General features: G+C 65.3%; 24 protein-coding genes and 4 tRNA genes. 2 read left to right on the top strand and 26 right to left on the bottom strand.

Going from position 1 to position 25,609, the window contains the following annotated elements; genetic code table 11:
• Positions 1–496: 496 nt before the first annotated feature.
• The 13 genes from phnP to phnC all read right to left on the bottom strand — a co-directional run bounded on the left by phnP (position 497) and on the right by phnC (position 11,287).
• Positions 497–1,246, bottom strand: a complete 750-nt coding sequence (gene phnP, locus EPK82_RS07225; protein WP_134676185.1) for a phosphonate metabolism protein PhnP — start codon at positions 1,244–1,246, stop codon at positions 497–499.
• Entirely contained in the window at positions 1,237–1,833 is a 597-nt protein-coding gene (phnN, locus tag EPK82_RS07230; protein ID WP_134676186.1) for a phosphonate metabolism protein/1,5-bisphosphokinase (PRPP-forming) PhnN, read from the bottom strand. Before phnN ends, phnP begins: the two co-directional genes overlap by 10 nt.
• Complete coding sequence (locus EPK82_RS07235; RefSeq protein WP_047587854.1) at positions 1,833–2,978, bottom strand: alpha-D-ribose 1-methylphosphonate 5-triphosphate diphosphatase; 1,146 nt, start codon at positions 2,976–2,978, stop codon at positions 1,833–1,835. The genes phnN and EPK82_RS07235 overlap by 1 nt, the downstream gene beginning before the upstream one ends.
• On the bottom strand, positions 2,968–3,684 hold the full coding sequence (gene phnL, locus EPK82_RS07240; RefSeq protein ID WP_134676187.1) for a phosphonate C-P lyase system protein PhnL: 717 nt from the start codon (positions 3,682–3,684) through the stop codon (positions 2,968–2,970). The genes EPK82_RS07235 and phnL overlap by 11 nt, the downstream gene beginning before the upstream one ends.
• Positions 3,685–3,854: 170 nt before the next feature.
• Positions 3,855–4,664, bottom strand: coding sequence for a phosphonate C-P lyase system protein PhnK (phnK, locus tag EPK82_RS07245; protein ID WP_037057164.1), 810 nt, complete (start codon positions 4,662–4,664; stop codon positions 3,855–3,857).
• Positions 4,661–5,530 (bottom strand): alpha-D-ribose 1-methylphosphonate 5-phosphate C-P-lyase PhnJ, encoded by an 870-nt coding sequence (locus tag EPK82_RS07250; RefSeq protein ID WP_037057161.1) that lies wholly within the window; start codon positions 5,528–5,530, stop codon positions 4,661–4,663. The genes phnK and EPK82_RS07250 overlap by 4 nt, the downstream gene beginning before the upstream one ends.
• The gene (locus tag EPK82_RS07255) at positions 5,530–6,606 is read right to left on the bottom strand and encodes a carbon-phosphorus lyase complex subunit PhnI (protein WP_037057155.1); all 1,077 of its coding nucleotides are present in this window, start codon (positions 6,604–6,606) and stop codon (positions 5,530–5,532) included. The genes EPK82_RS07250 and EPK82_RS07255 overlap by 1 nt, the downstream gene beginning before the upstream one ends.
• Complete coding sequence (phnH, locus tag EPK82_RS07260; protein ID WP_037057147.1) at positions 6,606–7,217, bottom strand: phosphonate C-P lyase system protein PhnH; 612 nt, start codon at positions 7,215–7,217, stop codon at positions 6,606–6,608. The genes EPK82_RS07255 and phnH overlap by 1 nt, the downstream gene beginning before the upstream one ends.
• Entirely contained in the window at positions 7,217–7,666 is a 450-nt protein-coding gene (gene phnG / locus EPK82_RS07265) for a phosphonate C-P lyase system protein PhnG (protein ID WP_037057144.1), read from the bottom strand. Before phnG ends, phnH begins: the two co-directional genes overlap by 1 nt.
• Before the next feature lie 11 nt (positions 7,667–7,677).
• Positions 7,678–8,400, bottom strand: coding sequence for a phosphonate metabolism transcriptional regulator PhnF (gene phnF, locus EPK82_RS07270; protein WP_080757062.1), 723 nt, complete (start codon positions 8,398–8,400; stop codon positions 7,678–7,680).
• Positions 8,401–8,420: 20 nt separating this feature from the next.
• Positions 8,421–9,212, bottom strand: coding sequence for a phosphonate ABC transporter, permease protein PhnE (gene phnE, locus EPK82_RS07275; protein ID WP_037057140.1), 792 nt, complete (start codon positions 9,210–9,212; stop codon positions 8,421–8,423).
• A 194-nt stretch (positions 9,213–9,406) separates the two neighbouring features.
• Entirely contained in the window at positions 9,407–10,408 is a 1,002-nt protein-coding gene (gene phnD / locus EPK82_RS07280; RefSeq protein WP_037057138.1) for a phosphonate ABC transporter substrate-binding protein, read from the bottom strand.
• A 54-nt stretch (positions 10,409–10,462) separates the two neighbouring features.
• On the bottom strand, positions 10,463–11,287 hold the full coding sequence (gene phnC, locus EPK82_RS07285) for a phosphonate ABC transporter ATP-binding protein (RefSeq protein ID WP_037057134.1): 825 nt from the start codon (positions 11,285–11,287) through the stop codon (positions 10,463–10,465).
• 386 nt (positions 11,288–11,673) lie between these two features.
• Here phnC and EPK82_RS07290 point away from each other — a divergent pair, with 386 nt between their 5' ends.
• A complete protein-coding gene (locus EPK82_RS07290) occupies positions 11,674–12,000 on the top strand; it encodes an Arc family DNA-binding protein (RefSeq protein ID WP_037057131.1) in 327 nt (108 codons plus the stop codon).
• Positions 12,001–12,070: 70 nt separating this feature from the next.
• Here the strand turns inward: EPK82_RS07290 and EPK82_RS07295 are convergent, their stop codons facing one another.
• The 4 genes from EPK82_RS07295 to mgtE form a co-directional block, all read right to left on the bottom strand.
• On the bottom strand, positions 12,071–13,207 hold the full coding sequence (locus EPK82_RS07295; RefSeq protein ID WP_037057128.1) for a sodium ion-translocating decarboxylase subunit beta: 1,137 nt from the start codon (positions 13,205–13,207) through the stop codon (positions 12,071–12,073).
• A 10-nt stretch (positions 13,208–13,217) separates the two neighbouring features.
• The gene (gene oadA / locus EPK82_RS07300) at positions 13,218–14,996 is read right to left on the bottom strand and encodes a sodium-extruding oxaloacetate decarboxylase subunit alpha (RefSeq protein WP_134676188.1); all 1,779 of its coding nucleotides are present in this window, start codon (positions 14,994–14,996) and stop codon (positions 13,218–13,220) included.
• 23 nt (positions 14,997–15,019) lie between these two features.
• Positions 15,020–15,271 (bottom strand): OadG family protein, encoded by a 252-nt coding sequence (locus EPK82_RS07305; protein ID WP_037057123.1) that lies wholly within the window; start codon positions 15,269–15,271, stop codon positions 15,020–15,022.
• A gap of 482 nt (positions 15,272–15,753) precedes the next feature.
• Positions 15,754–17,196 carry a magnesium transporter gene (mgtE, locus tag EPK82_RS07310; RefSeq protein WP_037057120.1) on the bottom strand — a complete coding sequence of 481 codons (1,443 nt, stop codon included), beginning with the start codon at positions 17,194–17,196 and terminating at the stop codon, positions 15,754–15,756.
• Positions 17,197–17,518: 322 nt separating this feature from the next.
• Here mgtE and EPK82_RS24990 point away from each other — a divergent pair, with 322 nt between their 5' ends.
• Positions 17,519–18,007, top strand: coding sequence for a DUF4124 domain-containing protein (locus EPK82_RS24990; RefSeq protein WP_134676189.1), 489 nt, complete (start codon positions 17,519–17,521; stop codon positions 18,005–18,007).
• Positions 18,008–18,051: 44 nt separating this feature from the next.
• Here EPK82_RS24990 and EPK82_RS07320 read toward each other — a convergent pair.
• From EPK82_RS07320 to astE, 9 genes are all read right to left on the bottom strand, one after another.
• Positions 18,052–18,128 (bottom strand) — tRNA-Arg (locus EPK82_RS07320).
• A gap of 70 nt (positions 18,129–18,198) precedes the next feature.
• Positions 18,199–18,275 (bottom strand) — tRNA-Arg (locus tag EPK82_RS07325).
• Between the two features lie 110 nt (positions 18,276–18,385).
• Positions 18,386–18,462: transfer RNA gene (locus EPK82_RS07330), tRNA-Arg, on the bottom strand.
• Positions 18,463–18,533: 71 nt separating this feature from the next.
• A tRNA-Ser gene (locus tag EPK82_RS07335) sits at positions 18,534–18,624 on the bottom strand.
• A 61-nt stretch (positions 18,625–18,685) separates the two neighbouring features.
• Entirely contained in the window at positions 18,686–18,871 is a 186-nt protein-coding gene (csrA, locus tag EPK82_RS07340; protein ID WP_003244478.1) for a carbon storage regulator CsrA, read from the bottom strand.
• Positions 18,872–19,056: 185 nt separating this feature from the next.
• A complete protein-coding gene (locus EPK82_RS07345) occupies positions 19,057–20,295 on the bottom strand; it encodes an aspartate kinase (RefSeq protein ID WP_047586507.1) in 1,239 nt (412 codons plus the stop codon).
• A 102-nt stretch (positions 20,296–20,397) separates the two neighbouring features.
• Positions 20,398–23,022, bottom strand: a complete 2,625-nt coding sequence (gene alaS, locus EPK82_RS07350) for an alanine--tRNA ligase (protein WP_134676190.1) — start codon at positions 23,020–23,022, stop codon at positions 20,398–20,400.
• Positions 23,023–23,305: 283 nt separating this feature from the next.
• Complete coding sequence (gene ltaE / locus EPK82_RS07355) at positions 23,306–24,310, bottom strand: low-specificity L-threonine aldolase (protein WP_134676191.1); 1,005 nt, start codon at positions 24,308–24,310, stop codon at positions 23,306–23,308.
• A gap of 244 nt (positions 24,311–24,554) precedes the next feature.
• Positions 24,555–25,568, bottom strand: a complete 1,014-nt coding sequence (gene astE, locus EPK82_RS07360) for a succinylglutamate desuccinylase (protein WP_134676192.1) — start codon at positions 25,566–25,568, stop codon at positions 24,555–24,557.
• Between the last annotated feature and the right edge of the window lie 41 nt (positions 25,569–25,609).

Raw genomic sequence — 25,609 nt, forward strand, 5'->3', positions numbered from 1 at the left:
CACACCCCGCATACCCCCGGATTGCATCCGGGTTACGCGCACGATTTGCGGATGTATCAGACCGTAGGGTGGATGACGCTTCACCCATCCACCACAGCGATCCACTGCCGGACACCCACACCCCGCATACCCCCGGATTGCATCCGGGCTACGCGCACGCTTTGCGGATGTACCAGACCGTAGGGTGGATGACGCTCCACCCATCCACCACAGCGCTTCACTGCCGGACACCCACACCCCGCATACCCCCGGATTGCATCCGGGTTACGCGCACGATTTGCGGATGTATCAGACCGTAGGGTGGATGACGCTTCACCCATCCACCACAGCGATCCACTGCCGGACACCCACACCCCGCACATCCCCGGATTGCATCCGGGCTACGCGCACGATTTACGGATGTATCAGACCGTAGGGTGGATGACGCTTCACCCATCCACCACAGCGATCCACTGCCGGACACCCACACCCCGCATACCCCCGGATTGCATCCGGGCTACAGCACCAGGCCGTCACTGGCCAGGCTGACGCCTGCCGGCAAGGCATCGGGGTGGTCCAGCAGCCAGGCATCGAAGCTGTGACCGATGTGCGTCAGCACCGCATGGGTCGGCTGCAGGCGAGCGATGATCTCCAGCGCGCGGGTCAGGTCGTTGTGATTGCGTGGCGCCACCGGTTGTGGCGCGGTGGAGCAATCGAGCACCAGCAGATCCAGCGGCGCCCGCTGCAGCTCGGCGCAACTGGCTTCGGGCACGCCGACGGTGTCGGTGAGGTAGGCGATGCGCCTGCCCTGCCCCTGCAACAGGTAGCCGAAGGTCGGCCTGGAGTGGGTCAGCGGCACGGCAGTGACGGTCAGCTCGCCCAGCTGGCGACGCTCGAAGGCCGCGAAAGGCTGGCTGAAATCGAGGATGCCGGGGTGCTTGTACAGGTCGGCCAGACCCTCCGGGTCATCCGGGCCATGCACCGGGATCACCAGACCCTGGCCCCAGCGCAGGTGCAGCAGCCCCTGGGCGTGGTCGGCGTGGTAATGCGTCTGCAGGATGCCGTCGAAGCTGTGCGGTGGAAAACGCTCGGTCAGGTCGCTCAGGCCGCTGTCGATCAGCCAGCGCTGCGTCCCGCATTCGATCAATGCCGAGCAGGGCCGGCGGCGGCGTGACGGGTAGACCTGCGCCGCGTCGCAGGCCGCACAGCTGCAGTTGTACACCGGCACCTGGCGGGCATCGCCGGTGCCGAGCAGGGTCAGGCGCATTGGCGCGCCTCGTCGAGCAGTTGCAGCAGGCGCTTGACGGTTTGTGGCAAGGGGCCGGAGTTGTCCACGATTGCAAAGGACTCCGTGGGAGGCGCTTCAGCGGCGACAGTCGCGGCTAAAGCCCCTCCCACAAGGGCAAAGCTGCGGCTGCGCGCCAGGCGCTGCTCGATCTGCTCCGGCGTCTCCCGGCCACGGGCCAGCAGGCGTTGGCGCAGTACCGACTCATCGACCCGCAGGAGGATCGCCAGCAGTTGCGGGTAGCGCTGACGGGCGGCCTCGAGATGGCCGCGCGAACCGTTGATCAGCACGTCTTGCCCGCTGTTCAGCCAGGCGTCGATCTCGCTCGGGATGCCATAGGCCAGGCCGTTGGCACGCCAGCTCAGGGCGAAGGCGCCCTCGCCTTCCAGGCGCTCGAATTCGGCCGGGGTCACGCCCACGGCGTCCTCGCCCACCGACTCGGCGCTACGGGTGATCACCCGCCTGGCGAAACGGCAGCCGTGCGCCTCCAGCGGCGCACGGGCGGCCTGCAACAGGCTGTCCTTGCCCGAGCCCGAAGGCCCCATCAGATAGATCAACCTGCCCTGCATCAGAACACCCTTCGTGCTTGCCGCCATACCTGCTGGATCACCGGCTGTTCGCCATGCGCCCTGGCCTGCAGCAGGTCGGCGCGCAACCCTACGCGAATCTCGCCACGGTCGTCCAGGCCGGCCGCCCTGGCCGGTGCGCGGCTCACGGTGGCGATGGCCGCAGGCAGATCATAGTCGTTGTCCTGCCCCGCCAGCAGCCAGGCGGCGTGCAGCAGGCTGGCCGGATAGTAGTCACTGGAAAGGATATCCAGCACACCGTGACGCGCCAGTTCGGCGGCGGCGATATTGCCGGAGTGCGAACCGCCTCGCACCACGTTCGGTGCCCCCATCAGCACCTTCAGGCCCAGTTGGTGGCTGGCCTCGGCCGCCTCCAGGGTGGTCGGGAATTCGGCGATGGCCATGCCGAAGTCGGCCGACTCCTGCACATGGGCCAAGGTGGCGTCGTCATGGCTGGCCACCGAGATGCCCCGGCCATGGCAGTCCTCGACGATGGCGCGGCGCTGGCGGTCGCTGTACTGGCGCGAATTGGCGATCTGCTCCTGGAGGAACTCCTCCATCTCCGCCGGGCTTAGGTGGTACTTGCCCATGTAGTACTCGCGGTACTTCTCTACCTTGGCGAACTGGCGCTGGCCCGGCGAGTGATCCATCACCGACACCAGCGACACCAGCGGGTGCTCCACCAGATCGCGATAGAGGCTCAGCGCATCGGGGTGGCACAGCTCGCAGCGCAGGTGCAGGCGGTGCTCGGCACGGGTCTGCCCGGCCGCCTCGGCGGCGGCGATGGCCTCGATCATCGCCGGCAATTGCTGCATGCGCCGACCACGCGGGTTGATGTCACCGATGGACAGCGCATCGAACACCGTGGTGATCCCGGCGGCGACGATCTGGGCGTCGTGGGTGAGCACCGCCGACGCCGACGGCCAGTCCACCCCGGGGCGCGGACTCATGTGTTTCTCCAGGTTGTCGGTGTGCAGTTCCACCAACCCCGGCAACAGGTAGTCCCCCCCCAGGTCCTGGGCCTGCGCCAGCTGGCTGGCGCCCTCGTCGACGGCGGCGATCAGCCCGTCGCGCAGCAGCACGGAGCCGAGGAACTCGCGATCGGCGGTGACGATGCGGGCATTGCTGAGAATCTGTTCAGACGACATACACGTACTCCGGTTGCGCCGCAGCGGCGCTCATGTCCAGGTAACGATCGGCCACCGCCTCGCGGGCAGCACGGTCGTGGAAGATGCCGATCAGTGCGCTGCCAGCGGCCTTGGCCTCTGCGATCAGCTGCAGCACCACCTGGCGGTTGGTCTCGTCCAGCGAGGCGGTGGGCTCGTCGAGCAGCAGCAGCGGCCACTCGACCATGAAGCCGCGGGCGATGTTGACGCGCTGCTGCTCGCCGCCGGAGAAGGTGCCCGGCGCCAGTTGCCAGAGCGCCTCGGGGATGTTCAGCCGGGTCAGCAGCGCCTTGGCCCGCGCCTCGGCATCGCTGCGCACCCAGCCGCGCGACAGGGCCGGCTCCATCACCACGTCCAGGGTCGAGACCCGCGGGATGACCCGCAGGAACTGGCTGACGTAGCCCAGGCTCTGCCGGCGTACCGCCAGCACCTGGCGCGGCTCGGCGCCGACCAGTTCCACCGCTTCGCCCTGGTGACGGATGCGGATGCTGCCGCCGGCAGCCAGGTAGTTGCCGTACAGAGTGCGCAGCAGGGTCGACTTGCCCGCGCCGGACTGGCCGTGCAGCACCAGGCACTCGCCACCACGCACGCTGAAGTTCAGGTCACGCAGCACCTGCAGGACGACGCCGTTCTGCTGGTGCAGGGTGAAGGTCTTGCTGAGGCCGGTGACCTCGATCAGGTTGTTCATACACACCTCGAATACGCTAGGCACGGTCTGCCCCCTCCCCCAGTCGCGGGAGAGGGGAGAAACGCCCATCTGTCGTAGGGTGGATGGCGCTTTATCCATCCACCGGTGGTGATTCGCTGGTGGATGAGAAGAGCGTCATCCACCCTACGTTTCCCCAGTGCGCGGTACGTTCAGGGCTGCAGCACCGACGACACCAGCAGTTGCGAATAGGGATGCTGCGGATCGTCGAGGATCTGGTCGGTCAGCCCCGCCTCCACCACATGCGAGCGGCGCATCACCATCAGTCGGTCGGCGAGCAGCCGCGCCACCGCCAGGTCGTGGGTGACGATCACCACCGCCAGGTCCAGCTCGCGTACCAGGCCGCGCAGCAGGTCGAGCAGGCGAGCCTGCACCGACACGTCCAGCCCGCCGGTCGGCTCGTCCATGAACACCAGGCGCGGCGCGGAGACCAGGTTGCGGGCGATCTGCAGGCGCTGCTGCATACCGCCGGAGAAGGTGCGCGGCAGGTCATCGATGCGTGCCGGGTCGATCTCCACCTGGCTCAGCCAGTCGAGCCCGGCGGCGCGCAGCTCGCCGTAGTGGCGCACGCCCTGGGCCATCAGCCGTTCGCCGATGTTGGCGCCAGCCGACACCGCCATGCGCAGGCCGTCACGCGGGTTCTGCTCGACGAAGCCCCACTCGGTGCGCAGCAGGGTGCGCCGCTCGGCTTCGCTGGCGCTGTAGAGGTCGAGCCATTGCCCCGTGTGACCGCGATAGCGCACCGCGCCGCGATCCGGCAGGCAGCGCCCGGACAGCAGGCTGAGCAAGGTGGACTTGCCCGAGCCGGACTCGCCGACGATGCCCAGCACTTCGCCGGGATAGAGGTCGAAACTCACGCCCTGGCAGCCCTTCTCCGGGCCGTACAGGCGGGTCAGGTCACGCGCCGAGAACAGCGGCTCGGCCGTTTCCAGGGCAGGTTGCAGACGTTCGGCGGCGCTCATTGCAGGCTCTCCTCGGTGCGCTGGCGGCAGTAGTCGGTGTCGGAGCAGACGTAGCGCTTGCTGCCGGCGTCGTCGACGATCAGCTCGTCGAGGAACGACTCGCTGCTGCCACAGAACGCGCAGCATTCGTCCCACTGCTGCACGGCGAAGGGGTGATCCTCGAAGTCCAGGCTGACGACACGGGTATAGGGCGGCACCGCGTACAGGCGCTTCTCACGGCCGGCACCGAACAGCATCAGTGCCGGGCTCATGTCCAGCTTGGGGTTGTCGAACTTGGGGATCGGCGACGGATCCATCACGTAGCGCTCGTCCACCGTCACCGGGTAGGCGTAGGCCGTGGCGATGTGGCCGAACGTGGCGATGTCCTCGTACAGCTTCACGTGCATCACGCCGTAGTCCTCCAGCGCATGCATGGTGCGCGTCTCGCTCTCCGACGGCTCGATGAAGCGCAGCGGCTCGGGAATCGGCACCTGGTAGACCATGATCTGCCCGGCTGCGAGCGGCGTTTCCGGAATGCGGTGGCGGGTCTGGATGACGCTGGCCTCCCGCGTGCGCTCGGTGGTGGCGACGCCTGCGGTACGCGCGAAGAAGCGACGGATCGAGACCGCGTTGGTGGTGTCGTCGGCGCCCTGGTCGATGACCTTGAGCACGTCGTCACGACCGAGAATGGCGGCGGTCAGCTGCATGCCACCGGTGCCCCAGCCATAGGGTAGCGGCATCTCGCGGCCGCCGAACGGCACCTGGTAGCCGGGGATCGCCACGGCCTTGAGCAGGCCGCGACGGATCATGCGCTTGGTCTGTTCGTCCAGGTAGGCGAAGTTGTACGCGGACGCCTCGCGGGCGCCGCTGGTGGTCGAAGGGTTCATCAGCGGTTCTCCTCTGCCGGCGCCTGGCGACGCAGCTTGCGGATCAGTTCCAGTTCGGCCTGGAAGTCGACGTAGTGCGGCAACTTCAGGTGCGAGACGAAGCCGGCGGCCTCGACGTTGTCGCAGTGCATCAGCACGAATTCCTCTTCCTGCGCGGGGCCCTGCACCTCTTCGCCGTACTCGCCGGCGCGCAGGGCACGGTCGACCAGCGCCATGCCCATGGCCTTGCGCTCGGCGTAGCCGAAGGCCAGGCCATAGCCACGGGTGAACTGCGCCTGCTCGGCGCTCTCGCCGACGAACTGGTTGACCATCTCGCACTCGGTCACTTCGATGTCGCCCAGCGGCACGGCGAAGCCCAGCTCGCCCGGCGTCATCCACACCTCGATGTCACCGATGCGGATCTCTCCGGCGAAGGGGTGGTTGCGCCCGTAGCCGCGCTGGGTGGAATAGCCCAGCGCCAGGAGGAAGCCCTCGTCACCCCGCGCCAGTGCCTGCAGGCGCTCGGCGCGGCTGGAAGGGAACGCCAGCGGCTCGCGGGTGATGTCCGGCACCGGCGCGGCATCGTCCTGTTCGCGCGCCATCAGCCCCTCCTCGGCGAGGAAATCCAGCACCCGCGGGCAGGGCCTCGGCTCGTCCTGCGCGCCGGACGGCGGCGGCGGATACTCGCCCTCGGCCAGCAGCGCGAAGTCCAGCAGGCGATGGGTGTAATCGAAGGTCGGGCCGAGCAGCTGGCCGCCGGGCAGGTCCTTGAAGGTCGCGGAGATGCGTCGCTCCAGCTGCATCTGCGTGGTGTTCAGCGGCTCGCTGGCACCGAAGCGCGGCAAGGTGGTGCGGTAGGCGCGCAGCAGGAAGATGGCCTCCATCAGGTCACCTGCGGCCTGCTTGATGGCCAGCGCGGCCAGCTCTTCGTCGTACAGCGAGCCTTCGCTCATCACACGGGCGACGGCCAGTGGCAGTTGCTGGCGAATCTGCTCCACCTCCAGCTCGGCGATGCTGCTATCGCCGCGACGGCGGCTGGCCAGGAGCTGGTGAGCGTTGTCGATGGCGCGTTCGCCACCTTTGACGGCGACATACATCAGGCTGCCTCCTCGGTTTCGATCAGCACATGGGTGCTGCGCGGCAGGCCGATGACCTCGGCGCCTGCAGCGAAGAAGCAGTCCAGCCCGCGCGGGAATGCGCTACGGGCCTGGCGCTGCGGCCAGAAGCCGGCCGGCAGTTGCAGGCTGACGCTGCGCACGTCCTTGATGCCCGGCCCGCGCCAGCGCAGGGCTGCGCCGGCGTGCAGGTCATCGAGCTGGATCAGCAGCGTGCAGGACTGGTCGGGGTATCGCTCGCTGCCGTTGTCGAAGTCGGACAGGTCGACCAGCTCGCTCTCGTCGAGCAGGGCGAACAGGGCGATCTCGCGGTCGTCGACGATCGGGCAGCCGCAGTGAAAGGCCAGGTTGGCGCGAATCAGTGGCGTATCGAAACGCGGCGCCAGCCACAGCGGCGTGTCGCTGTCGAGAAAGGCCAGGCACAGGCCATAGGTGGCCGGTGCCAGGTCACCGAGTGGGTGAGCGCGATCCATGGTGCGCGGCTGTCCTGGCTCGGCCAGGGCATTGAGTGCGGCGCGAAAACTGACCTGGGCATCCAGCACCGGGTCATCGAAAGCCGGTTGCAGCCAGTGCGAGCTGTGCGGCGTGTTCATCAATCCTCTCCTCTGACCAGGGTGAAGAACTCCACCTGGGTGGTGGCGGTGCGGGCGGCCTGGGCCAGGCGCTGTTCGCGCTGCTGGCGGGCCAGGGGTTCGATCAGGTCGCTGAGCCAGCGGGCCTGGTCGCTGCCCTGCAGATGGGCATCGGCCAGGGCCGCCAGCTCGGCGCGGCGCTTGTCGCGGCCGGCCAGGTAGCTGTAGCCGGTACGGCCGTCAGCCAGGCGCACCACGCAGCGCGTGACGGTCATCTCGCCCAGGTTGAAGGCGCTGCCGGTGCCGCCCATGCGCCCGCGCACCAGGGTCATGCCCACCTCGGGCGCGCGGATCAGCTGGTAGGCGCTATCCCTGAGCGCCGCTTCATGGGCATCGAGGGCCTGGCCGGCGCGGGCCAGCACCCCCATCCAGCGCTGGCGCGCGACGGTGTTCGAGTCAAGGTCGTTCATGCGGGTCTCCATCAGGTCGCTACCTGGTACTGGAAGCGGTCGGCGCGGCTGCTGGACTGCGCCAGCTCCACCGCTCGACCAGAAGGATCGCGGGACAGGGTGAGCACGCTGAGCAGCGGCGCATGGCGCGGCATCAGCAGGTGCGCGGCCTCCTCACGGCTGGGCAGGCGCGCGCCGATCAGGCTGAAGGTGCGCACCAGCGGCAGGTCGCGTTCGGCCAGGTACTGGCGCAGCGAGCCACCCTGGTAGTCCGCCAGCAGCGGCGCCAGGCTGGCGCAGAAGCGGTGGCGAATCAGGCTCAGCGGCTGGCCGTCGAGCAGGCGCAGGGTGGCCAGTTCGATCAGCTCGCTGCCATCGGGCAGTTGCAGATGACGGCACTCCTCGCTGCTGCCGGTACGGCACAGGCGCTCGATCAGGCGTGCCTCGACCCGGTGCCCGAGGGCCGACAGCGACTGGCTGAAGGCGCTGCCCGCCTCCACGGGATAGACCAGCGGCCTGGCCAGCACCTGGGTGCCCTTGCCCTGACGGCGCAACAGGCGGCCTTCGAGGACCAGTTCGTCCACCGCCCGGCGCAGGGTGTGGCGGTTGACGGAAAAGCGCGCGGCCAGTTGCATCTCACCCGGCAGGTAGTCGCCCGGGCTCATGCGCTGCAGTTCCTCGCGCAGCACGCCAGCCAGTTCGCGGTACAGCGGCTCGTTTTGTCTAGACAAGTTCATCGTTCGAAAAGGGCGCACACAGGCGCCCTCCTTCTCCTTCAGATAAAGAGCTTGCGCAGGCGTTGAGAGAGGATGTCGATGGAGCTCACCACCAGGATGATCACGATCAGCACGGCGCAGGTCTGGCCGAACTGGAAGCCGCGAATGGCCTCCCAGAGGATCACACCGATACCACCGGCACCGACCATGCCGACCACCGTGGCCGAGCGCACGTTGGACTCGAAGCGGTACAGCGAGTAGGAGATCCACAGCGGCAGGACCTGCGGGATGACCCCGAAGATCACCTCCTGCAGCGCGCTGGCGCCAGTGGCACGCACGCCTTCCACCGGTCCCGGGTCGATGGCCTCGACCGCCTCGGCGAAGAGCTTGGCCAGCACCCCGGTGGTGCTGATGAACAGCGCCAGCACGCCGGCGAAGGGGCCGAGGCCGACCGCGACGACGAAGAGCATGGCGAAGACCATTTCGTTGATCGAACGGCAGGCGTCCATCACCCGGCGTACCGGCTGGTAGACCCACCAGGGCACGATGTTCTCGGAACAGAGGATGCCCAGCGGGATGGCGCAGACGATGGCCAGTACGGTGCCCCACAGGGCGATCTGTACGGTGACCACCATCTCCTTGAGATAGTGCCGCCAGTTGCTGAAGTCCGGCGGGAAGAAATCGGCGGCGAAGGTGGACATGTTGCCAGCATCGCGCACCAGCGCCAGCGGGTTCATTTCCGCGCCCTGCCAGGACCAGGCAAGCACGGCGAAGAACAGCCCCCAGCCGATCAGCTGCAGCCAGCTGCGCTTGCCATCGGCGATCGGGGTGGCGGTGGTCAATGTAGTCATGGGTAACTCTCGATCACTCATTCAGAACCTGTTCACAACCTGCTGCGCGTCGGCCCTGTTGCTGCAAAACCGGGCTCGGAGTGCTCTCGCCTGTATCTGCGGGGCCGCCATCGGTGTTGCAGGGTTCCAGCTCGCGAGGTCATGGACAGGTTCACGGAACGAGCCGCCCCACCAGGGCGGGACGGCTCTCGGGGTCAGCCGGCGCTGGCGCCACTCTTCTTCTCGAGTTCGGCCATGCGTTGCTGCAGCTTGGCCAGCTCGGCATCCAGCTCCTTGAGCTGAGCCTGCTTGTCGGCCTCGTTTAGCGTGGTGCTGTTGGCCACTTCGGTGCGCTTCTTGAACAGCTCGAGCTGACGGATCGGCAGCAGCTGGTCGTTGTCCGAAGCGCGGAACTGGCCCCACTGCAGACCGGCGAGCACCTTCTTCTCCTCCGGCTTGGCGCCGTAGGTCATGAAGAAATTGCGCAGCTTGTCGCGGGTTTCCTGAGGCAGGTTCTTGCGCCAGACGATGGGGTCGGACGGAATCAGCGGCGACTTCCAGATGACCTTCAGCTGTGCGGCCTTGTCCGGTGCGGTGACTTCCAGACGCTCCATCCCTTCGCTGTTGAAGGTGCCGACATCGACCTGCTTGTTGGCGACCGACAGGGCATTGACCTCATGGCTGCCGTTGAGCGAGCGCTTGAAGATCTTGCCGGCGTCGGCGTTGTTCTGGGCGAACACGTAGTAGCCCGGCACCAGGTAGCCAGAGGTGGAGTTCGGATCACCGTTGGCGAAGGTCAGGTTCGCGGCATTCTTGAGCATGTCCTCGACCGAGTTGATCGGGCTGTCCTTGTGCGCCACCAGCAGGCTGTAGTAGCCCTGGGCGCCATTGGCCGCGACGGTCTGGGCGAAGATCTCGCCACCGGCACGGTCCACCGCTTCCATGGCCGACTTGTTGCCGTACCAGGCCACGTCGACCTTGTCGAAGCGCATGCCCTGGATGATCCCGGCGTAGTCAGGAGCGAAGAAGGCGTTGATCTTCACGCCAGTCTGCTTGCTCATGTCGGCCAGGAAGGGATCCCACATGGATTTCAGGTTCTGCGAGGACTCGGTGGAGATGATGCCGAAGTTGAGTTCCTCGGCAGCCTGGGCCGAGCCCAGCAGGGAACCGGTTACGAGCGCAGAGGCAGCCAGCACCTGGCCGATGCGTTTGAACATGGAGCACACTCCTGTTGCGGGTTGGCGTTGTTGTTTCGGATGGAGGCAGCGGCGTCAGGCCTTGGCCAGTGCCAGGGGACGCTCCAGCGCACGCGGGCGCTGGCCTTGCGGCAGCAGCAGACTGATGTCGAGGTCGCCGCCGTAGAGGTCGTTGAGGAAATCGGGATTGAAGTCCTGGGTCGGGCCGTCGAAATGAATGCGCCCGCCCTTGAGGGCCACCGCGCGCTGGCAATAGCGCACGGCGTAGTCGACTTGATGCAGGGTCACCACCACGGTCTTGCCGTCGCGGCGATTGATGTCGGCGAGAATCTCCATCACCTTGCGCGCCGACTCGGGGTCGAGCGAGGCGATGGGTTCGTCGGCGAGAATCACCTCGGCCTGCTGGCACAGCGCTCGGGCGATCGCCACCCGCTGCTGCTGGCCACCGGACAGGGTCGAAGCCCGCTGCGCGGCGAATTCGGCGAGGCCGACGCGCTCCAGCGCGTCCATGGCCCGCTGCTTCTCCTCGGCGCTGAACAGACTGAGGCTGCCACGCCAGCGCGGCATGCGCCCCAGGCCGCCGAGCAGCACGTTCTGCAGCACGCTGAGGCGCCCGACCAGATTGAACTGCTGGAAGATGTAGCCGATGTCGGCGCGCAGACGGCGCACATCGCCGCTCAGGCGACCTTCGGCCTGCACCTGGCGGCCGAGCACCTCGATGCAGCCATCGTCGCCACGCGCCAGGCCGGCCAGGTGCCGCAGCAGGGTCGACTTGCCCGAGCCGGACGCCCCGATCAGGGCGACCATCTCCCCTGGCTGCACGGAAAGCGCCAGGTCGAACAGGGCCTGCTTGCGCCCGAAGGTCTTGTTGAGACGGTCGACTCGAATGGCTGCGCTCATATGCTGGCTCTCTACTATCATTGTCGATATGAGAAGGCAGCACCCGGCTGCCATCTGGTGTAGACCAAGGTAGCCAGAGCCTGTGTCAGCCCGGTGAACCGGGGATGACAATTGAGTGACCGAAACTTTAAATTTCAAATACCGAGCACAGCACGAACGCGACTTCTGCCGAATACTGCGCAATTCTGACAGTCGGTGCTGGCATAAAGCCTCCACCTGCACCACAATGCGACACGTATTTGGCGTCAAGGAACTGTTCAGATGACCGAATGGTCATAATGACGCAGAACGCGGTACCGGTTGAACGGCTAGTGCGAAACACTGTCAAACCGGTGACAATCTCGACACTGACCACCAGTATCGCTCCCTGAACTAACCGGTAATGTATGCGCCCTATGAAACAGGCTACTTATTCCAGCCGCACGGCTGACAAATTCGTCGTTCGCTTGCCAGATGGCATGCGTGAGCGTATCGCTGACGTAGCACGCAACCATCACCGCAGCATGAACTCTGAAATCATCGCCCGTCTGGAGCAGAGCATGCTTCAGGAAGGCGCTCTGGATGAGGATCTCAGCCTGCGTCTCGACAGCCCCGAGCTGAGCCTGCACGAGCGTGAGCTGCTGCAGCGCTTCCGCCAGCTGTCGCGCCGTCAGCAGAACGCCCTGGTCGCGCTGATCGCCCATGACGTGGAAATGGCCGCCGAAGAAGCCTGAAGCGAACCCATGAAAAAAACCGGCCTTGAGCCGGTTTTTTTATGCCTGCGACACGACGGTCGCCTGTCGGTCAGCCGACGAAGCTGAGCAGCACCCCCGCCGCCACCGCCGAACCGATCACCCCCGCCACGTTCGGACCCATGGCGTGCATGAGCAGGAAGTTCTGCGGGTTGGACTCCAGCCCGACCTTGTTCGAGACCCGCGCAGCCATCGGTACCGCGGAGACCCCGGCCGAACCGATCAACGGATTGACCTTGTTGCTGCTGAACAGATTCATCAGCTTGGCCATCAGCACACCGGCCGCGGTGCCGGCACAGAAGGCGACCATGCCCAGCAGCAGGATGCCCAGGGTCTTGAGCTGCAGGAAGGCTTCCGCCGACAGCTTGGAGCCCACGGTCAGGCCAAGGAAGATGGTGACGATGTTGATCAGCGCGTTGCGCGAAGTATCGGCCAGGCGTTCGACCACACCGCATTCACGCAGCAGGTTGCCGAGGGCGAACATGCCGATCAGCGGCGCAGCGTCCGGCAGCAGCATGCCGATCAGGATGCACAGCACGATGGGGAAGATGATCTTCTCGGTCTGCCCCACCGGACGCAGCTGCTGCATCACGATCGAGCGTTCTTCCTTGGTGGTCAGGGCGCGCATGATCGGCGGCTGCAACAGCGGCACCAGGGCCATGTAGGCGTACGCCGCGACGGCGATGGGGCCGAGCAGGTCAGGCGCCAGCTTGGAGGTGACGAAGATCGAGGTAGGCCCGTCCGCCCCGCCGATGATGGCGATGGACGCAGCCTCCTTGAGGGTGAACTCCATGCCCGGAATACCCAGCGCAGTGATCGCCAGCGCCCCCATCAGGGTGCCGAAGATACCGAACTGCGCCGCGGCGCCGAGCAGCAGGGTCTTGGGGTTGGCCAGCATCGGCCCGAAGTCGGTCATGGCGCCGACGCCGAGGAAGATCAGCAGCGGGAAGATGCTGGTCGGCAGGCCCACTTCGTAGATCAGGTGCAGAAACCCCGCGCCTTCGGCCATGTTGGCCACCGGGATGTTCGACAGCAGCCCGCCGAAGCCGATAGGCACCAGCAAAAGCGGTTCGAAGCCCTTCTTCACGGCCAGGTAGATCAGCAGCAGACACACCGCGATCATGAAGGCCTGGCCGGGTTCCAGATGGTACAGGCCGGTGCTCTGCCAGAGCTTGAGCAGCTTTTCCATGGCGCGCCCCTCAGCCGATGGTCAGCAGGCTGTCGCCCACCGCCACCGCATCACCGACCTTGACGTTGACCGCCCCGACCGTGCCGGCCTTGAAGGCGCGGATTTCGGTTTCCATCTTCATCGCTTCGAGGATGATCACCAGCTGCCCCTCCTCCACGGCCTGGCCTGGCTGCACCAGCACCTTGAAGATGTTGCCGGCCAGTGGCGCCGCCTGCGGCTCGCCGGCGCCGGCAGTCACCGCTGCTGCTGCCGGCGCGGCGCTCGACGCGCCACCGACGGGCTTGAGCCCCTCGATGTCGCCGCCTTCGTTGACCTGCACGACGAAGGCCTTGCCGTTCACCTCGACGGTGTAGACCTCGGGCTTGCCCGGCTCGCGGGCCAGGCTTTCCTTGCCGGTTGGCACCGGCTCGAAGGCGGCCGGATTGCCACGGTTCTCCAGGAACTTCAGGCCGATCTGCGGGAACAGGGCGTAGGTCAGCACATCGTCGATGGCGTCGGCGGCGAGCTTGATGCCCTTCTCCTGAGCGATGCCCTTGAGCTCGGCGGTGAGCTTGTCCATCTCGGCGTCGAGCAGGTCGGCGGGACGGCAGGTGATCGCCTCGGCCCCATCGAGCACACGCGCCTGCAACTCGGCATTGAAGGCGGCCGGCGCCGCGCCGTACTCGCCCTTGAGCACACCGGCGGTTTCCTTGGTCACGGACTTGTAACGCTCGCCGGTGAGCACGTTGATCACCGCCTGGGTGCCGACGATCTGCGAGGTCGGCGTCACCAGCGGAATGAAGCCGAGGTCTTCGCGAACCCGAGGGATCTCGGCCAGCACCTGGTCGAACTTGTCCTGGGCGCCCTGCTCCTTGAGCTGACTCTCCATGTTGGTGAGCATGCCACCCGGCACCTGGGCGACCAGGATGCGCGAGTCGACGCCCTTGAGGTTGCCCTCGAACTTCGCGTATTTCTTGCGCACCTCGCGGAAGTAGGCGGCGATTTCCTCGAGCAGCTCCAGGTCGAGCCCGGTATCGCGCTCGGTGCCCTGGAACATCGCCACCACCGATTCGGTAGGCGAATGGCCGTAGGTCATCGACAGCGAGGAGATTGCCGTGTCGACGTTGTCGATACCGGCCTCCACCGCCTTGAGAATGGCCACCGAGGACAGCCCCGCCGTGGCATGGCACTGCATGTGGATCGGGATCGCCAGGCTGCTCTTCAGGCGCGACACCAGCTCGAACGCGGTGTAGGGCGTGAGAATGCCGGCCATGTCCTTGATGGCCACCGAGTCGGCGCCCATGTCCTCGATGCGCTTGGCCAGGTCGACCCACATCTGCAGGGTGTGCACCGGACTGGTGGTGTAGGAGATGGTCCCCTGGGCATGCCGCCCCTGCTGCTTCACGGCCTTGAGGGCCGTTTCCAGGTTGCGCGGGTCGTTCATCGCATCGAAGACACGGAACACGTCGACGCCATTGACCGCCGCACGCTCGACGAACTTCTCCACCACGTCGTCGGCATAGTGCCGGTAGCCCAGTAGGTTCTGCCCACGCAAGAGCATCTGCTGACGCGTATTGGGCATCGCCTTCTTCAGCTCGCGGATGCGCTCCCAGGGGTCTTCGCCGAGGTAACGAATGCAGGCATCGAAGGTCGCGCCGCCCCAGGACTCCACCGACCAGAAGCCGACCTGATCCAGCTTGGGTGCGATCGGCAGCATGTCTTCAAGGCGCAGGCGGGTCGCGAGGATCGACTGATGGGCGTCACGCAGCACCACATCGGTAATGCCGAGTGCTTGTTTTACGGCTGTCATACAGGTACTCCCTCTGAACCTGATCAACCGCGACGCGCGCGGTGCTGGGCAATGGCGGATTGAATGGCGGCCAGCGTCTGCGCATCCGGCTCGTGGGTGGCCGGCCTGGCAACGGATACCGGGGTGGGGGCTGCGGCAGCGGGCGCGGCGAAGACGCCGATCATGCGTGACATCAGGCTGACCACGCCGACCAGCAGTACCAGAAAGGCAAACACGAAGCCCATGCCGAACAGCATGAGCTCGACACCCTCGAGAAGAAGTTCACTGGGGGTCATCTTGGCTCCTTTTGGCCAGCAGCTCATGGGCTGCATTCGTTATCGATTAGGAGCGTCCGGGGTCAGCGCCTGGACAGAGCTGCCGAACCTTAGCCTGAAACGCGCGTTTGAGGCAAACCTCCAGCCGGCCTGAAATGCCTGATATGTAGTGTTTTTCTCACAAGCACTACCAAAGGAGGAGAAGCGCCCCGAAACGCCGCCTGAACCAGGCCACCCCGCCTCCCGCGCCACGCCGGGGATGGACGAGCGGAAGCGCATGACCGACGCGCAACCCAGGCAGTGCATCGCCGCGCATCCAGGCAGCGACAATCTGCCGCCGGGCGCCACTGCCGGCGACGGCCCATGTCAGGCTGCCAGGGGCAGCCAGTGCCTCAGGTCATCGCTCGATGGGAGTGGCAAGCGACTGCCAGGAACGGCAATCGCGGCAGGGGCAGACGGCTCGCAGCACACGAACCGTCCGAATGGCCGGGCGGTGGCGCGATCTACAGCAGGAAGATCGACGCCATGCCCAGGAAGATGAAGAAACCGCCGCTGTCGGTCATGGCGGTGATCATCACGCTGGCGCCCATGGCGGGGTCGCGCCCGAGGCGCGCCAGAGTCATGGGGATCAGCACCCCCATCAGCGCCGCCAGCAACAGGTTGAGCGTCATCGCCGCCGTCATCACCACACCCAGCGACCAACTGCCATAGAGGGAGTAGGCGACGCCACCGATCACCCCGCCCCAGAGGATGCCGTTGATCAGGGAAACCCCCAGCTCCTTGCGCACCAGCCGCGCGGTGTTGCCGGTGCTGATCTGCCCCAGCGCCATGGCGCGCACGATCATGGTGATGGTCTGGTTGCCGGAGTTGCCGCCGATGCCGGCCACGATGGGCATCAGCGCCGCCAGCGCCACCAGCTTCTCGATGGAGCCCTCGAACAGGCCGATCACCCGCGAGGCGAGGAAAGCCGTCACCAGGTTGATCGCCAGCCAGGCCCAGCGGTTGCGGACCGACTTCCACACCGAGGCGAAGATGTCTTCCTCCTCGCGCAGACCGGCCATGTTCAGCACTTCGCTTTCGCTTTCCTCACGGATCAGGTCGACCATCTCGTCGATGGTCAGACGGCCGATCAGCTTGCCGTTCTTGTCCACCACGGGTGCGGAAATCAGATCGTAGCGTTCGAAGGCCTGAGCGGCGTCGTAGCCGTCCTCGTCCGGGTGGAAGCTCACCGGATCGTCGGCCATGACTTCGCCGACCTGCTTCTCCGGATCATTGACCAGCAGGCGCTTGATCGGCAGGACGCCCTTGAGCACGCCGTCGTAGTCGACCACGAACAGCTTGTCGGTATGGCCTGGCAGCTCCTTGAGACGACGCAGGTAGCGCAGCACCACCTCCAGGCTGACGTCCTCGCGGATGGTGACCATCTCGAAGTCCATCAGCGCGCCGACCTGATCCTCTTCGTAGGACAGGGCCGAACGCACGCGCTCACGCTGCTGCGCATCGAGCGACTCCATGAGCTCATGGACGACGTCGCGCGGCAGTTCGGGTGCCAGGTCGGCCAGCTCATCGGCGTCCAGATCCTTCGCCGCCGCGAGAATCTCGTGATCGTCCATGTCGGCGATCAGGGTTTCCCGTACGGCGTCGGAGACTTCCAGCAGGATGTCGCCATCGCGCTCGGCCTTGACCAGCTGCCAGACGGTCAGACGGTCGTCGAGCGGCAGGGCCTCGAGGATGTGGGCGATGTCGGCGGGGTGCACATCGTCGAGCTTACGCTGCAGCTCGGCGAGATTCTGTCGGTGTACCAGGCTCTCGACCCGGTCATGGTGCTGGCCTTCCTGACGGTGGGTCAGGTCCTCGACCAGCTTGTGCCGATGCAGCAGTTCGACCACCTGTGCCAGGCGATCCTGCAAGCTTTCCTGCGGCTTCTTGGCTTCTACTTCAGTCATAGCGCGCTCCACCCCCAGTTGGCGGGCACGCCAAAGGGGATCAATCAGGTGTTACACGATTGTGCGATGGGAGTATTGAGTAACTACTGGGTAAGTCCATGGTGGTATTCCACAAGCCCCGGCGGGGCTGACGCGGCGAATGATAACACCGCAGAACCGCTTTGTACGTGACAAAAGCGCGGCAAGAACAATTGCTTGCATCGCAAACTTCGATCCCGCGTGAAAACCTGAGTCAGTGACGCCAGTCACTAGGCCCAGGACACCCTGACGAAAGAGAAATAACCGCTTAAGCTGGCCCGGTGAACGTCAAGGAGGACGAATCATGCGAGGACTGCACATCGCGGCGCTGTGCGCTGCCGCCCTGCTCCACCCTATTCAAGACAGCTCGGCCACCAGCGTGTTCCGCTGCGAAGACAGCAACGGGCAGATCACCTTCACCCGCCACGGCTGCGCCCCCGAGCAGACGCAGTACAGGCAGGAGGTGCGCAACCACTCCGCCGGCAGCGGCAAGCCCATCCCCCTGGCCGTCCCCAGGGCGCGCACCGCGACACCCACGACGCGCTCCAGGGCGCCCGTGATCGTCGGCGAGCAGGATGACGGCTGCGGCAACCTGCTCAGCAGCAGCGAAAAGCGCCAGGCGATCATCCGCCGCGAGGTGCGCAGCGGCATGAGCAGCGCCGACGTGGAAAGCAGCCTGGGCAAGCCGGACAGGATCACCCGGCAGAACGGCAGGCAGCGCTATCACTACCGCGACAAGCGCGGCGACAACCAGCTGATCAGCTTCGACGAGGCCGGCTGCGTGAAGAAATGACGCGCAAAGAAAAAGGGCCTGCATCGCTGCAGGCCCTTTTGGTATGGCGGACTCAGGAGGATTCGAACCTCCGACCGCTCGGTTCGTAGCCGAGTACTCTATCCAGCTGAGCTATGAGTCCGGTCGGTGCTTTTATACCAGATCACCTCTGGTTGACGCATGACCCCGCATCGCTGCAGTGCCATTCGATATGGCGGACTCAGGAGGATTCGAACCTCCGACCGCTCGGTTCGTAGCCGAGTACTCTATCCAGCTGAGCTATGAGTCCGTTGCAGATCACTCGAAAGCGACTGCGCTTTCGTGCGACCTTTGGCGCTTTTAGACCAGATCACCGCTGGTTGAAACAAAATGGCTTGCAGCGATGCAAGCCATTGAATATGGCGGACTCAGGAGGATTCGAACCTCCGACCGCTCGGTTCGTAGCCGAGTACTCTATCCAGCTGAGCTATGAGTCCGGTCGGTGCTTTTATACCAGATCACCTCTGGTTGATTCGCCAGCCCGGCTTGCGCCCGACTCGCTGAATAATGGCGGAGAAGGGGGGATTCGAACCCCCGACACCCTTTTGAGGTGTACTCCCTTAGCAGGGGAGCGCCTTCGGCCACTCGGCCACCTCTCCGCAACACGGGGCGCATGATAAACATGTTTTCCCCGTTTGCAAACAAAAATTTGTAGAAAAATTAGTGGCTTGGTTCGTCACCTTTCTCTTTCTGGATACGTTGGTAGATTTCCTCACGGTGCACGGCAACCTCTTTCGGCGCATTGACGCCAATGCGCACCTGGTTACCTTTCACGCCCAACACGGTGACAGTCACATCATCACCGACCATCAGGGTCTCTCCGACCCGGCGAGTCAGAATCAGCATTCCTTTCTCCTCACGGATTACATTTTCAGGACAACAGTCTGCAAAAAAGAAAATGGTGCCAGCTTCCTGCTTGTTCAAGCCTGGAAACCTCCACCCAAGTATTGACCAGCCCGCGCAGAAAGAAAGTTCCCGCCTGCCAGTCAAAAAAACGAAAGGCGCGGAACCAGCCGCGCCTTTCGGATAGATCACTCGCCCTGTCGAGCCGGGGCGTCGAGCTCGAAAGCCGTGTGCAGTGCACGCACGGCCAGCTCCAGGTACTTCTCTTCGATCACCACGGAAACCTTGATCTCGGAAGTGGAGATCATCTGGATATTGATGGTTTCCTTGGCCAGTGCCTCGAACATGCGGCTGGCCACGCCTGCGTGGGAGCGCATGCCGACGCCGACGATGGACACCTTGGCGATGTCGGTGTCGCCGACCACTTCGCGAGCACCCAGCTCGTCCGCAGTCTTCTGCAGGACGTTCAGGGCATTGTTGTAGTCGTTGCGGTGCACGGTGAAGGTGAAATCGGTGGTGTTATCGTGCGCCACGTTCTGCACGATCATGTCGACTTCGATGTTGGCAGCGCTGATCGGGCCGAGAATCTTGAAAGCCACGCCCGGCAGGTCCGGCACGCCACGGATGGTCAGCTTGGCTTCGTCGCGGTTGAAGGCGATGCCGGAAATGATCGGCTGTTCCATGGATTCCTCTTCATCAAGGGTAATGAGGGTGCCCGGCCCCTCCTGGAAGCTGTGCAGGACGCGCAGCGGGACGTTGTACTTGCCGGCGAACTCCACCGAACGGATCTGCAGCACCTTGGAGCCCAGGCTGGCCATTTCCAGCATTTCTTCGAAGGTGATCTTTTCCAGACGCTGGGCCTTGGGCACCACGCGCGGATCGGTGGTGTAGACGCCATCGACGTCGGTGTAGATCTGGCACTCGTCGGCCTTCAGGGCCGCAGCCAGGGCCACGCCGGTGGTGTCGGAACCGCCACGGCCGAGCGTGGTGATGCTGCCGTGCTCGTCGACACCCTGGAAACCGGCAACGACGACGACACGCCCGGCCTTGAGGTCAGCGCGAATCTTCTGGTCGTCGATCTGCAGAATGCGCGCCTTGTTGTAGGCGCTGTCGGTGAGGATGCGCACCTGGCTGCCGGTATAGGACACCGCCGGCACGCCGCGCTTGATCAGCGCCATGGCCAGCAGAGCGATGGTCACCTGCTCGCCGGTGGACACCATGACATCCAGTTCGCGCGAGACCGGTTCGCCGTCGGTGATCTGTTTGGCCAGATCGATCAGGCGGTTGGTTTCACCGCTCATGGCGGAAACCACCACGACGATGTCGTCACCGTTCTCGCGGAATTTCTTCACCTTGTCGGCCACCTGCTGGATACGCTCGATGGTGCCGACGGAGGTGCCCCCAAACTTCTGTACGATCAAAGCCATTTCAAAAAGCCGCCTGAATCCTCGAAGGGCGCCCATTAAACCCGCATCGGGTCATACTGCCAAGGCCCGCCGGACGCACTGCGGGCCCCGCTTTCTCACTCGTTACGAAGCCTGCTCGACCAGGGCAGCGGCCAGGGCCAGGGCCTCGTCCAGTTTGCCGGCATCGACGCCACCGCCCTGGGCCATGTCCGGACGACCACCGCCCTTGCCGCCCACGGCCGCTGCGGCCTGACGCATCAGGTCACCGGCCTTGAGCTTGCCGGTCAGGTCCTGGGTGACACCAGCGACCAGCACCACTTTCTCGTCGAACACGCCGCCGAGCAGGATCACCGCGCTACCCAGCTTGTTCTTCAGCTGATCGACCAGCGCCAGCAGCGCCTTGCCATCCAGGCCGTCGAGACGCGCCGCCAGCACCTTGGTGCCCTTCACGTCCACCGCCGAGGCAGCCAGGTCGTTGCCCGCCGCGCTGGCAGCCTTGGCCTTGAGCTGTTCCAGCTCCTTCTCCAGCTGACGGTTGCGTTCCAGCAGTGCGGACAGCTTGTCCAGCACGTTGTCGCGATTGCCCTTGACCAGGGAAGCGGCTTCCTTGAGCTGCTCCTCGGCACCGTTCAGGTAGGCCAGCGCCTGCGCGCCAGTGACCGCTTCGATACGGCGCACGCCGGCGGCCACACCGCCTTCGCTGACGATCTTGAACAGACCGATGTCGCCGGTGCGAGCCACGTGGGTACCACCGCACAGCTCGACGGAGAAGTCGCCGCCCATGCTCAGTACGCGCACCTGGTCACCATACTTCTCGCCGAACAGGGCCATGGCGCCCTTGGCCTTGGCCGTCTCGATATCGGTGATTTCGGTTTCCACCGCCGAGTTCTCGCGCACCACGCGGTTGACGATGTCCTCGAGCTGCTTGAGCTGCTCGGGCTTGATCGCCTCGAAGTGGCTGAAGTCGAAGCGCAGACGCTGGCTGTTGACCAGCGAGCCCTTCTGCTGCACGTGATCACCGAGCACGATGCGCAGGGCTTCGTGCAGCAGGTGGGTGGCGGAGTGGTTCAGTGCCGTGGCCTGGCGCACCTCGGCCTCGACTTCGGCCTTGACGCTGGTGCCGACGTTGAGTCCGCCGCGTACCACCACGCCGTGATGCAGGAAGGCGCCGCCAGCCTTGGTGGTGTCGCGCACGTCGAAGCGCACGCCGGCATCTTCGAGGTAGCCGCAGTCACCGACCTGGCCGCCGGACTCGGCGTAGAACGGGGTCTGATCCAGCACCACCACGCCCTCCTCGCCCTCGGCGAGGCTGTCGACGGCAGCGCCGGCCTTGAACAGGGCGATGATCTGGCCGCTGCCGCTGGTGCCTTCGTAACCGAGGAAATGGGTGTCGGTGTCGACCTTGACCAGGGAGTTGTAATCCATGCCGAAGGCGCTGGCGGAGCGGGCGCGCTCGCGCTGCGCTTCCATCTCGCGCTCGAAGCCTGCTTCGTCCACCGACAGCTCGCGCTCACGGGCGATGTCGGCGGTCAGGTCGACCGGGAAGCCGTAGGTGTCGTACAGCTTGAACACCACGTCGCCGGGAATGACCTTGCCTTTCAGCTCGGCCAGGTCCTGCTCGAGGATCTTCAGGCCCTGCTCCAGGGTCTTGGCGAACTGCTCTTCTTCGGTTTTCAGCACGCGCTCGATGTGCGTCTGCTGCTGCTTGAGTTCGGGGAAGGCCTCGCCCATCTCGGCCACCAGGGCGGCGACGATCTGGTAGAAGAAACTGCCCTTGGCGCCCAGCTTGTTGCCGTGACGGCAGGCGCGGCGAATGATCCGGCGCAGCACGTAGCCACGGCCTTCGTTGGACGGCGTCACGCCATCGGCGATCAGGAAGCTGCAGGAACGAATGTGGTCAGCCACCACCTTCAGCGACGCCTCGCCGGCGTTGGCGCAGCCGATGGCCTTGGCGGAAGCGGCCAGCAGGTTCTGGAACAGGTCGATCTCGTAGTTCGAGTTGACGTGCTGCAGCACGGCGCTGATGCGCTCCAGGCCCATGCCGGTGTCCACGCTTGGCGCCGGCAGCGGGTGCAGCACGCCATCGGCAGTCCGGTTGAACTGCATGAATACGTTGTTCCAGATCTCGATGTAGCGGTCGCCGTCTTCCTCGGGCGAACCGGGCGGGCCGCCCCAGATGTGCTCGCCATGGTCGAAGAAGATCTCGGTGCACGGACCGCATGGGCCGGTGTCACCCATCGCCCAGAAGTTGTCGGAAGCGTACGGCGCACCCTTGTTGTCGCCGATGCGGATCATCCGTTCGGTGGGAACGCCGACTTCCTTGGTCCAGATGTCGTAGGCCTCGTCATCGGTGGCGTAGACGGTGACCCAGAGCTTTTCCTTGGGCAGCTTCAGCCACTTCTCGGAGGTCAGGAACTCCCAGGCGTAGTGGATGGCATCGCGCTTGAAGTAGTCGCCGAAGCTGAAGTTGCCCAGCATTTCGAAGAACGTGTGGTGGCGCGCGGTGTAGCCGACGTTTTCCAGATCGTTGTGCTTGCCGCCGGCACGCACGCACTTCTGGCTGGTGGTGGCGCGGGTGTAGGCACGCTTCTCCAGGCCCAGGAAGCAGTCCTTGAACTGGTTCATCCCCGCGTTGGTGAACAGCAGGGTCGGGTCGTTCGCCGGAATCAGCGAGCTGGAAGCGACACGGGTGTGCCCTTTTTCTTCGAAGAAGCTCAGGAAGGCTTCACGGATTTCTGCGCTTTTCATAGGGGTCATCCACGGAATCAGGCGGCCACGGCAGAGCCGGCGAAGCAGACGACGCGAGAACGTGGCGAGCGACGGTCAGGCAAGGCAGGAAACGACAACGCATGCAACGTCGCCCCATCCGTGGTTGCGGATGCCGAACGAGCATTTCGATGCCGTTTCCAACGCAGCATGGCCGAGCGCGGCCGTTGTCACGCAGTCTGCAAAGGGACGCATTATATCGGTCCATTCGCCCGCGGCTAGTGCCTTGTTGATAGCCGACCGCTATGGGCGGTCGGCAGCAGGATCAATGATCGCGGAAAGCGGCGAATGCCTCGATCACCCGCTCGACGCCCTCGGAACCGACATCCAGATGGGTAACCAGGCGCAGACGCGGCGCCGCGCTGACGACAATGCGCCGCTCGGCCATGAAGGCGCCGACCTGGCTGGCACGCTCGCCGAGCTGCACGTAGACCATGTTGGTCTGCACCGGCTCAACGCTGTAACCCAACGCACGCAGCGCCTCGCCCAGGTGCGCCGCCTTGGCGTGGTCCTCGGCCAGGCGCTCGACCTGATGCTGCAGCGCATAGAGGCCGGCCGCCGCCAGGACGCCGGCCTGGCGCATGCCGCCGCCGACCATCTTGCGCAGGCGCCGCGCCCTGGCGATCAGCGCGGTGCTGCCGCACAGCACCGAGCCAACCGGCGCCCCGAGGCCCTTGGACAGGCACACCGAGACGGAATCGAAGTGCTGGGTGATCTCGCGCGCCGGCACGCCCAGCTTGACCGCCGCGTTGTACAGGCGGGCGCCATCCAGATGCAGGCTAAGGCCCCGCCGGCGCGTCAGTTCACGCGCCGCCGCCAGGTAGTCGAGCGGCAGCACCTTGCCCTGCATGGTGTTTTCCAGGGCCAGCAGACGCGTGCGGGCGAAATGGAAGTCATCCTGCTTGATCGCTGCCTCGACCCGGCCCAGGTCCAGCGAACCATCGGCCTCGCCTTCGATCGGCTGCGGCTGGATCGAACCGAGCACGGCGGCGCCGCCACCCTCGTACTTATAGGTGTGCGCCTGCTGGCCGACGATGTATTCGTCTCCGCGCTCGCAGTGCGCCATAAGGCCCAGCAGGTTGCTCATGGTCCCGGTGGGAACGAACAGCGCCGCCTCGAAGCCCAGCTCCTTGGCCAGCCAGGCTTCCAGATGGTTGACGCTGGGGTCTTCACCGTAGACGTCATCGCCCAGTTCGGCGGCCATCATGGCTTCGCGCATGGCGGCGGTGGGTTGGGTGACGGTGTCGCTACGCAGGTCGATCAGGGGCATGGCAGGCTTTCCCGTTCATTGGCGAAAGGGCCATGCTAAAGAGGTCGCGAAGGGGGCCACAAGATACAGTTGGCGCAAAATCCGGCGGAACGGCGAGCGAGCCGACTGTCCTTGCTGACAGTCGGCGTGTGGCCAGAGGGAGAGCTGTATCGCGGCTGAAGCCGCTTCTACGGGATGGGGCGTTTGACGCAGGTGCGGCTTCAGCCGCGATGCCACCCGGATACCCAGGCAGCTGGCGCGCTGGCTACACCAGGCTGGCACCGTCGTCCGGGACGATGAGGATGCCGGCGCGCAGGCCGTTCTTGACCCTGGGATTGGGGAAGATGATGCGGGCGCCCTGCTCTTCCACCAGCCAGCGGGTGTCGGCGATGTCCTCGGCGAGCAGATAGCCCGGCTTGAGCTCGGTGAAGTTCTCGATATCCGCAGGCAGGTGCAACTGGAAGCTGTCGCTGTGCTTGATGATCTCCCGCGACACGGCGAACAGCTGCAAGCCATCCAGGGTCGGTTCGCCGGTGACCACCTCACGCCCCTCGATCAGCGCCTGCAAGGCGTTCTCCAGCAGATCGAGATTGACCAGCTGGTTCTGCCCGAACGCACGCGCCTTGCCCAGTTCCAGGGTAAAGGCCTCGGCCCCGAGCTGCGCATAGGTGTAGGCGCTGAAGGTGATCGACGGCTTGTTCTGCAGCAGCACGGCCTCGATCCCGGCGGCGCGCAGACGCTCCAGCTCTCGCCGCGAATGAGCGCGACCTTCCTGCCAGGGGTAGAGGGCGAACTGCTCGATCTTCGAGCCGCGAATCGCGGTATGCAGGTCGTAGTGCAGACGCGTGCGGCCCGTTTCCTTGCCGAAGAAGGTGGCCGACAGATGCTCCAGGTCACAGGCACGAATGGCCTCGAAACCACTGGATTGCTCATGGCGACCGCTGAACAGGCGGTTGATGTCCTGCTCGACGAAACGCTCGCCACGGCGCATGGCCTCGGGATTGCCGAACAGGAAGAGAATGCGCGCGGCCGGGCGCAGCTCGTTGCGTGCGATGCCGCGCAGCAGGCGATCGAGCATCTCGATCGGCGCGGTCTCGTTGCCGTGAATACCGGCGGACAGCAGCAGGTCGAGGCCGTTGTCGCGCGCCGCTGGCGGGGTCACCTCCAGCGCGCCTTCATCCAGCCAGCGCAGGCGCGTGCCATCGGGGGTCAGTTGAATCTTCGCCGACGGCTCGTGGCCGGCCAGGGTCAGTTCAAGCAGTTTGCCGAGGACCAGCATGGCGACTCCTTGCTTTACAGCACTTCGTGCAGGCGCGAGCG

The organism is Ectopseudomonas khazarica (assembly GCF_004521985.1).
Classification (GTDB): Bacteria; Pseudomonadota; Gammaproteobacteria; order Pseudomonadales; family Pseudomonadaceae; genus Aquipseudomonas; species Aquipseudomonas khazarica.

Coding starts and splice junctions, on each gene's coding strand:
- phnL (WP_134676187.1), bottom strand. CDS start 3,684: ATGAACAACCTGATCGAGGTCACCGGCCTCAGCAAGACCTTCACCCTG.
- EPK82_RS07250 (WP_037057161.1), bottom strand. CDS start 5,530: ATGAACCCTTCGACCACCAGCGGCGCCCGCGAGGCGTCCGCGTACAAC.
- phnH (WP_037057147.1), bottom strand. CDS start 7,217: ATGAACACGCCGCACAGCTCGCACTGGCTGCAACCGGCTTTCGATGAC.
- mgtE (WP_037057120.1), bottom strand. CDS start 17,196: ATGACTGAAGTAGAAGCCAAGAAGCCGCAGGAAAGCTTGCAGGATCGC.
- EPK82_RS24990 (WP_134676189.1), top strand. CDS start 17,519: ATGCGAGGACTGCACATCGCGGCGCTGTGCGCTGCCGCCCTGCTCCAC.
- EPK82_RS07290 (WP_037057131.1), top strand. CDS start 11,674: ATGCGCCCTATGAAACAGGCTACTTATTCCAGCCGCACGGCTGACAAA.
- oadA (WP_134676188.1), bottom strand. CDS start 14,996: ATGACAGCCGTAAAACAAGCACTCGGCATTACCGATGTGGTGCTGCGT.
- ltaE (WP_134676191.1), bottom strand. CDS start 24,310: ATGCCCCTGATCGACCTGCGTAGCGACACCGTCACCCAACCCACCGCC.
- phnN (WP_134676186.1), bottom strand. CDS start 1,833: ATGCAGGGCAGGTTGATCTATCTGATGGGGCCTTCGGGCTCGGGCAAG.
- EPK82_RS07255 (WP_037057155.1), bottom strand. CDS start 6,606: ATGTATGTCGCCGTCAAAGGTGGCGAACGCGCCATCGACAACGCTCAC.
- alaS (WP_134676190.1), bottom strand. CDS start 23,022: ATGAAAAGCGCAGAAATCCGTGAAGCCTTCCTGAGCTTCTTCGAAGAA.
- phnG (WP_037057144.1), bottom strand. CDS start 7,666: ATGAACGACCTTGACTCGAACACCGTCGCGCGCCAGCGCTGGATGGGG.
- phnK (WP_037057164.1), bottom strand. CDS start 4,664: ATGAGCGCCGCCGAACGTCTGCAACCTGCCCTGGAAACGGCCGAGCCG.
- astE (WP_134676192.1), bottom strand. CDS start 25,568: ATGCTGGTCCTCGGCAAACTGCTTGAACTGACCCTGGCCGGCCACGAG.
- EPK82_RS07295 (WP_037057128.1), bottom strand. CDS start 13,207: ATGGAAAAGCTGCTCAAGCTCTGGCAGAGCACCGGCCTGTACCATCTG.
- phnD (WP_037057138.1), bottom strand. CDS start 10,408: ATGTTCAAACGCATCGGCCAGGTGCTGGCTGCCTCTGCGCTCGTAACC.
- phnC (WP_037057134.1), bottom strand. CDS start 11,287: ATGAGCGCAGCCATTCGAGTCGACCGTCTCAACAAGACCTTCGGGCGC.
- csrA (WP_003244478.1), bottom strand. CDS start 18,871: ATGCTGATTCTGACTCGCCGGGTCGGAGAGACCCTGATGGTCGGTGAT.
- phnP (WP_134676185.1), bottom strand. CDS start 1,246: ATGCGCCTGACCCTGCTCGGCACCGGCGATGCCCGCCAGGTGCCGGTG.
- phnE (WP_037057140.1), bottom strand. CDS start 9,212: ATGACTACATTGACCACCGCCACCCCGATCGCCGATGGCAAGCGCAGC.
- EPK82_RS07235 (WP_047587854.1), bottom strand. CDS start 2,978: ATGTCGTCTGAACAGATTCTCAGCAATGCCCGCATCGTCACCGCCGAT.
- EPK82_RS07345 (WP_047586507.1), bottom strand. CDS start 20,295: ATGGCTTTGATCGTACAGAAGTTTGGGGGCACCTCCGTCGGCACCATC.
- EPK82_RS07305 (WP_037057123.1), bottom strand. CDS start 15,271: ATGACCCCCAGTGAACTTCTTCTCGAGGGTGTCGAGCTCATGCTGTTC.